The sequence below is a fragment of the bacterium genome (genome assembly GCA_040753085.1).
GTDB lineage: Bacteria > UBA9089 > JASEGY01 > JASEGY01 > JASEGY01 > JASEGY01.
This window is the reverse complement of record JBFMHI010000144.1, coordinates 1-7,140: the sequence shown is the minus strand read 5'-3', so window position 1 is coordinate 7,140 and position 7,140 is coordinate 1. Positions and strand designations below refer to the sequence as shown.

General features: G+C 43.6%; 5 protein-coding genes. 1 reads left to right on the top strand and 4 read right to left on the bottom strand.

The features are described from left to right. Positions 1–372: 372 nt before the first annotated feature. From AB1797_11890 to AB1797_11875, 4 genes are all read right to left on the bottom strand, one after another. Complete coding sequence (locus AB1797_11890) at positions 373–1,659, bottom strand: PAS domain-containing sensor histidine kinase (protein ID MEW5768298.1); 1,287 nt, start codon at positions 1,657–1,659, stop codon at positions 373–375. Between the two features lie 780 nt (positions 1,660–2,439). Continuing rightward, complete coding sequence (locus AB1797_11885) at positions 2,440–5,553, bottom strand: AAA family ATPase (protein MEW5768297.1); 3,114 nt, start codon at positions 5,551–5,553, stop codon at positions 2,440–2,442. Beyond that, a complete protein-coding gene (locus tag AB1797_11880; GenBank protein MEW5768296.1) occupies positions 5,550–6,614 on the bottom strand; it encodes an HD-GYP domain-containing protein in 1,065 nt (354 codons plus the stop codon). The genes AB1797_11885 and AB1797_11880 overlap by 4 nt, the downstream gene beginning before the upstream one ends. 49 nt (positions 6,615–6,663) lie before the next feature. Beyond that, complete coding sequence (locus AB1797_11875; protein MEW5768295.1) at positions 6,664–6,807, bottom strand: hypothetical protein; 144 nt, start codon at positions 6,805–6,807, stop codon at positions 6,664–6,666. Positions 6,808–6,942: 135 nt separating this feature from the next. On the opposite strand from AB1797_11875, the gene AB1797_11870 reads away from it, so the two are divergent. Continuing rightward, positions 6,943–7,140: hypothetical protein (locus tag AB1797_11870; GenBank protein MEW5768294.1), on the top strand; the 198-nt coding region annotated here is incomplete at its 3' end.

Here is a 7,140-nt window from a genome sequence, read left to right as displayed (position 1 = left end):
ACACGGATGAGACGGATTGACACGGATAAAAATTTATTAGAAAAAATCCGTGAGAATCCGCCAAAATCTGTGTCATCCGTGGGCTATTCTATCATTCTCTTCGTGGCTTAGTGGCTTTGTGGCTGAACGGTTACTTTCATTTCGGATTTGTAACTATTCAGCCACTGATTAACACGGATTAGCACGGATAAATACCAGATAGCAGATGACAGAAGACAAAGGTGAGAGTAGGGGCAACCCCCTGTGGTTGCCCAACCCAAGAAGGACAGGCACAGGGGCCTGCCCCTACAATGAACACCTCGGATTTTTCCATTTCGGATTTCGGAGGGGGATAAATCCGCAATTCGCAATCCGCAATCCGCAATTCGCAATTCACTGTCTCTTCGGCAGGGTAAACCCCACGGTTGTTCCCTTGCCTACCTTGCTTTCTATCCAGATTTCGCCGCCTAATCTTTCTACCAGTCCCTTAGTGATAGCCAGACCTAAACCTGTTCCTTCTGCAGAAGAAGAAGCCCGATAGAATTTTTCAAACACTTTTTCTATATCTTTAGGGGGGATCCCCACGCCGGTATCGGTGACTTTTATTATCAGATGAGTTGTTTCCTCAACCCCGCTAATGGTAATCCTCCCACCTTGTGGAGTAAATTTAATGGCATTACTCAATAGATTAATCATAATTTGCTCCAGGCATTCATAAGAGCTGTAAATGGTAGGCAACTTTTCAGGATAAGAGGGGATAACACTGATTTGCTTTTTTTTCCACTGAGGGGCCAAGAAGGCGATTACTTCCTCAATTAAGGGTTCCACTAAGAAAATCTTCATTAGCATTTTAAACTGGCCGGATTCTATTTTGGATACAGAAAGGAGGTTGTCAATAAGCCTGGCGAGGCGTCCGCTATTTGTGCTTATCTTAGTCAGGTATCGGTTTTGTTTTTCATTCAGTTCTCCCACTACCCCGTTTAAGAGGAGATCAGTGAATCCCTGGATAGAAGTGAGAGGAGTTCTAAGTTCATGGGAAACAGTGGAGACAAACTCTGATTTCAATTCATTTGATTTCTTCAACTCCTCATTAGCCTTAGCCAGATCATCGATTAGTTTTCCCATCTCTCTCAGGTCTCGACCAATAATGACGGCTCCAATAGATTCTTCCCCGGCCAGTTTAAGTTCCGAACATTTTAAACTGGCCGGAATGACCTGGCCGGTTTTAGTCAGATAAGATAAGTTCAAGTCAGTTTTAATCATGCCCTTCTTAATACTCAGGGTATTCCCATTTACAAAGAGACTGCTAACCGGTTTATCTTTAAGCTCAGCCTCAGTATAACCCAGGAGAGATTCGACCGCTTGATTAACTCTGGTTATTTTGCCCTCTCTATCTGTAATAATAACGGTATCGGCCATGTCCTGGATAATACCTTCCACATAAACCTCGCTTCTCCTCAAGGAATCCAACATCTTATTAAAGGCTAAGGTCAAATCCTCCAGTTCACTCTGGGGGATCTTCCATCTTTCTTTCTCTTCATTCAATTTCAGGATGGGTTGATTTTCCTTTTTATGGAAGTGAGATTTTAAAAACAGGTAACGGCCAAGCAGTATACCGATCAGGATGCCACAAGCTAAGCTTAAGCTAATGATTATAAGTATCTGTGGTGAATAAATCATTTTCCCCCTCTTACCAGGCCCCAGTAATGGTAGACCACAGAAGTCCAAGGTAGCCCAGGCGTCTCGCCGGTGGTCATATTCACAGCCGGGACGACAGGGCTACTTTTACCAGTTTTGGGATAGGCCCTTAGTGGTTAAATGCTTACTGCCTTTATTTAACAGCAAATATCGTGCCAACTTTTTCCTTAAGCGGATTATTAATAGTAACTGTTTGAGATAACAAGCGCTAAGACTCAAGAAATAATAAATTATCTTCCCTCAAGGCCACCCTTCTGATGTAAAGTAATTTTGCAAGTATCTGCTCAGCCACCAGGACATTAGGCCATCGTAACTCGTCAGACCTCTGGTCATCAGGTAATCGGTGATCAGATAATTGGTGAGCAGAAAGCGGTAATCGGTTACCGGTGATCAGGTTATTTGGTGAAAAGGTATCTACTCAAAATTAAGTCAAAAAAGTAAGCTCATCACAGATTATAGTACTATGGGTTAAGTTTCATCTCCTTTTGTACCGACAGCGTCGGCATAAGAGCTTCCCCTCCCTTGATGGGAGGGGTTAGGGGAGGGTGGTAGCTCTTTTTCTAAGGTTTTTAGCAAGAGTAATAATATTGCCCGCCCATTTCACCCTCACCCTATCCCTCTCCCCTCAAGGGAGAGGGAATTTTGCTTTGTCTCCCAACTAACTGCTTAACTTAGTTTTGAGTAGTTACGTGAAAAGAAAGGAGTAGTCGGTTATCACCGATTACCTAAATCTTAGGGTTGGCTATCTTGAAGATTAGGTCATCATAAAGGAAAATTAAGCTCTCTCAGGAAAATTCTTGCTTCTTCATACTGACGTGACATTTCTTCCATTTCATTGATTACTGCATTTAATTCTATCACCTTTTGTTCGTGCTGTAAGTCATTATAGGCATTAACCAGGATCTTAGCGCCAATTGTTTTCAACCAATCTTCCTCAGGGTATTTATTTATAAGGATGTCTATTTTTTCCCTTATTTTTTTCAGCTCCTTGAATCTTCCCGATTTCCCTAATGTTTCGGAGGTATTAAGAAGGCCGGAGCTATATGCCCTGACGGCTTCTCTTCTCCCCTTTTCAGCCATTTCCGCTAAACGAGCCAGACCGGCGTCCATTTCGCTAAACCGGCCGTTTTTTCCCCAATAAAGACAGGCGTTAACCAAGGCCTTCAGGTAGATATCTTCCGCCCTCTCTTCTCTTTTGGCCAGGATTTGAAGAACATGGAGGTATTCTTCCATATCATCGAGTCTTTGGGCTTCACCAAAAAAGAAGACAGTATTGAGAAGGGCCTCTAAGTAAATTTCCTCCCCCTCTTGGTAAGGTTCCTGAAGGTGTTCCAATTCAGTTAATTCCATCTTGAGATATTCCCATTGCTTCAAACCTCCGAAGTAGTTGATCAGATTAAACATAATTCGTCGGCAGATGGTTAGTATCTCCGGAGAAGATTTGTCTTTCCGGGCTAACTTATTAAGGCATTTAAGCCTGTCTTCCATCTGGTATAAATTTTCTGGCTTGTTTGAGATCATTACGGTCCAGCCGAGGGCTTTGGCGTAAATGGTCTTGAGTTTATCATAGGAAGGGTCGAATATTTGGGTCAATGTTTCTAAAGAACTTAGGTATCGCTCCATGGCTTTCCTTTGGTCTTGCCTCCCGCAGTCCAGGCAAGCATTGGCCAGGGCTTGACCGTAAATAAGATTAATCCGGGGGTTCTCCTGAAATAGAGCCTCAATCTTGTCAAAGACCCCCTGTAAGGCATTAAACTCTCCGGCTTCTCCCAAGTCTGAAGCGGCATTGGTCAAGGTCTGGCCGTAAATGGCCGCTATTTCCCTTCGCTCTTTATTTGTGCCGTATATAGAAGCCAGAAGCGTCAGGTTATATTCTAATTCCTTAAATCTTCCTGTCCGTCCTAAGCTTAATGAGGCATTGGCGATCACCTTCGCCATCGCTATCTTGGCCTCAAGAAAGGAGGGGTTCTTATTTATAAGTGTTTCTATCTCCTGAATTATCTCCTGAATATCTTCTACCTTATTTCTCCGTCCTAAATCAAAACTCAGATTGATAAGTGAATTGAGGTAATAATAAGCCGCTATCGGGTTATCTTCGGCTAAATCTTTCACAGAATGAATCATCCTTTTTACTCCGCCTAGCTGCTGAGAGGTATGGGCCAGTGATTTGGCATAGAGGATCTGGATTACCTCACTATCTTGATTGGTCTCGGCTAAGTGAGCCAGCCGGTTAATCACCGTGTGGAGGTCTTTAAATTCTTTTTCTTTACCCAGATCAAAACAGGCATTAGTTAAAGTATGGGCATAAATGATGCTTATTTGACGGCTCTGAGGATTTTCAGTGAAAAGGTCATTAATTAAATTCACTATCTCCCTCAACCGGTCGATTTTTCTTTCTCTACCGGCCTGGCCGGCCAGGCAGAAAAGAACCTTGGCATATTCCACCTTTAACCCCTCTGAAGCTTCTTTATCTCTAATGATCTTAGGGAGAACAGAGATGTCTTCTTCTCCTGATTTAATTAAATGATAATGGATTATAATCTTAAGAGGACTTTCCAGAGAAGCGAAGTAGGGATGTCTAGATAAGTCCTTCCAGGGATGGGCCTTGTTTAAGGCCAGGCCATAAAATTCAGCCGCCTCTTTTTCTCCGGCTGCCTGGCAATGATGAAGAACAGCGGCTAAATTAGTCCAAAAAGAGGAAGGCTCTTCCAGGGTAGGCAAGGAAATAGCCTGGGTAAAATAATCGGCTGCCTGGCGGTGAAAAGATATCAAACCCGGCCCTTCTTCTCCGAAACCTAAGACAGCTTTCTGCTTTCCCCGGCTGGAGAAGCAGAAGAGATCTTCTCTTTCCAGATAGATCCGGTTCAGAAGAAGGTCGTCTTCAAATCCTTGAAGAAATCGAAGGCACTTATCTTCGTTATAGTTTAAGAGCCTGGCTAATTTATCTAAGGGGAGGGGATACTTTAAGACGGCCATCTGCAATAAAATCCCCTGCCGCTGTTGATCATAACCGGCCAGCCTTTCTTTGATAGGTGAATAATCCTTTTTGGTCAGCCTGGAAGAGATCCTCTCCATATCAGTTGGGGCGCTGATGTTCTTTTTAATTAATTCGTGGATAATAAAGGGTATCCCCTCCGTAAGTTGGGCCAGAGAGGTTTTATTATACCTGTAAAGAAAGGCCGGGGCGGCTTCTCGAATATACTCTTCCACTTCTGACCTGGAAAGCGGGGCTAATTTCATTCCTCCCCCTATTCTCCATTCAGCATCTTGAGCCAGGTAAATATGGAGCCGATCCATTGTCCAGTTCTCTAATATCCAGTGAGTGTCGTCGTCTATCTCGTCTATAATTAAGACAATCTTGTAGTCTTCCATTACCTGGGTGAGGATTCTGACCAGACTTACCATACGATCAGGAGACAGTTCTGCCGAGAGTGAAAAACCGGCATCAAAGATTTGTTCCCCATAGGCCAAGGGCTGCAGGAGTCGAACAATCTCCTTTAAGCCTGCTTCGAGTAGAGAGGCTACGGTCGCTCCAAAGAGGGCCATAATTACCCGATCCGATCCTAACCGTCCCAGGGCCGTTTTTAAATTAGCCAATATTTCTCTAAACCGGTCCGGCTCTCCTTTTTCGTAACATCGACGGTGGAGACTGGTTAGTAAAGAAGCCACAAGTTGGCTGAAGGGTTCTTCCCGGTAGCGGAAGTGAGTATAACCCACAACCAGGTCGTTCTTTTTCAAAAGAGACTCGTAAAATATCCTGAGAAGGGTTGATTTCCCCATACCTTCCGGGCCATAAATAGGCGTAAAGGAATAAGGTTCATCCAATTTTTTGATCAGTTCAGCTAAGGCCTCTTTTCTCCCATACATGGTAGTCATTGTTTGACTCCTTTTGCCCTTAAAGCCTCCTCATTAACTGCCTCGACAATATACCGATGGGGTTGTTGAGTAAGATCAATATCGATAAGGTCAGTAAACGGCTCCCCTTCATAGTCTAAAAGAAGTCTTATTACCGGTCTTATCACTGCGTTTCTGTTGGCTCTAATAACGCGGCCAATCTCTCCGGTGTTTAATTTAATCAGACTTCCCATAGGATAGATAGAAAGGGAACGAAGAAGGCAACCGGCTATATCGGCCCTGAAGGCATTGTCGCTGGCAATGACAATATATTTCATAGCCTCATAAGGCGTAAGGGCGTTGCGGTAAGGCCTCTCGGTGGTCAAGGCGTCATAAACGTCAGCCAGGGCACAGATGACCGCGTTCGGATGGATTTCTTCTCCCTTGAGGCCATAAGGATAACCTTGACCACTGTGTCTTTCATGATGTTGAAGGATAATGGCCCTTGAAACTTCGTCTATTTTTTCATCATTAGATATCATCTCCCAGCCAAGGATGGGATGTTGTTTTATCTCATCAAGTTCCCCAGGCGCTAATGACCCCGGACGATTTAGGAGGTCTTTTGATAATTTTAATCTTCCTATATCATGAAAAAGAGCCCCGCTGGCCAGTTCTTCCAGTTCCGATTTAGTAAAACCCATTTCTAATCCGACCAAAATAGAAATAAGACATACATTAATGGAATGGGTAAAGGTATAATCCTCAAAATCCTTCATCTTTATCAGGTTTAACATAGCTTTTTGATGAGCCATAATCTCCTCCGTCAAGCTTTGAGATATCTTTCTTATCGGCTCATAAGCAGCGGCCTTTCCCATCTTGATCTTATTAGTGGTATCTTCTATGGCCTTGATGACCGCTCTTTTGGTCTCCGCGGACAAAATTCTGGGGATGGTTTCCTCCAGTTCCTCTAAAGATTTGGGCTTGATAAGGCCTCTCAATATCCATTCCCGGTCGAAATCGGCTTGGTATTCATGTCGAGGCTCTCTGGGGAGAGAGAAATCATCTATTTTTTCTATTTGGACAAACCTTTCTAATTGAGGCATGCAAAGTTGCTCCTTAATCAGTCATCGGTGAAAGGTAAGCGTTCAGCCCCTAAGGCACAAACTCGATGCTCGATCCTCGAGGCTCGATCCTCGATCCTCGAGGCTCGATCCTCGAGGCTCGATCCTTTACCAACCTCGAGCAATCGAGCATCGAGCATCGAGCATCAATCATCGAGCATCCAGCATCGAGCATCGAGCATCCAGCCTCATGGGATGAACGGTTACAACTAAAGTATACTCGGTTTTTTTCTGTTCGTCAACCCTTTTTACAACACTAAATAGTAACTATTCAGCCACGTAACTACTCAAAACTAAGTTAAGCAGTTAGTTGGGAGACAAAGCAAAATTCCCCCTCCCATCAAGCTTATCCTTACCCACATCTTTTAAAAACCACGAAGAACACGAAGGGCACGAAGATAAAACAAATCTTTTAATCCCATCTTTAAATAATTTTTCGACCTGTGAAATAGGTCTAATAAAATGCAAGAAATTTCCCATAGACATAGATATTCAAGCTCTACTACTA

Coding starts and splice junctions, on each gene's coding strand:
- AB1797_11890 (MEW5768298.1), bottom strand. CDS start 1,659: ATGATTTATTCACCACAGATACTTATAATCATTAGCTTAAGCTTAGCT.
- AB1797_11885 (MEW5768297.1), bottom strand. CDS start 5,553: ATGACTACCATGTATGGGAGAAAAGAGGCCTTAGCTGAACTGATCAAA.
- AB1797_11880 (MEW5768296.1), bottom strand. CDS start 6,614: ATGCCTCAATTAGAAAGGTTTGTCCAAATAGAAAAAATAGATGATTTC.
- AB1797_11875 (MEW5768295.1), bottom strand. CDS start 6,807: ATGCTCGATGCTGGATGCTCGATGATTGATGCTCGATGCTCGATGCTC.